The organism is Brevibacterium permense (genome assembly GCF_025506275.1).
Lineage (GTDB): Bacteria > Actinomycetota > Actinomycetes > Actinomycetales > Brevibacteriaceae > Brevibacterium > Brevibacterium permense_A.
On the sequence record NZ_QYCP01000029.1, the window covers coordinates 1 to 428 of the forward strand.

The 428-nt window shown below is 59.8% G+C and carries 1 pseudogene; it reads right to left on the reverse strand.

Going from position 1 to position 428, the window contains the following annotated elements:
- Positions 1–428 (reverse strand): annotated as a pseudogene (locus tag D3I60_RS01395) (hypothetical protein); the annotation flags it as partial.

Here is a 428-nt window from a genome sequence, read left to right on the forward strand (position 1 = left end):
GTTGAGAATTACGTTGATCTCGTCCGCATCCGCGATGACGTGATTGTTCGTCACAATAACGCCCGAGGCGTCGATGATAAAGCCGGACCCGAGCGAGTTCACCTTGTGCGCCGAATTGCCCTTCGAGTTCGGCCCGCCGCGCCGATTCTTGAAAAACTCGTCGAAGAATTCGCTGAACGGCGAATCCGGGGGGAGCTGTGGATTTGCGCCGCGCTTGCTGCCGCGATCCTGACCGCCTTTGCTGTCGTCGCTCTTGTCGCTATCCGACGTCTTGGAATCGACGTTCTGCGACGTGGAAATATTCACGACAGCGTCAATCACCTTTTCGGCAACATCCGCGATGCCATCTGGTCCGCGCGCCTGCGCCGGCGCGGCAATCACGGCAAGACTGATCGCCGCAGCAAAAGGCAGCAGGCGGCGGGTCAGCG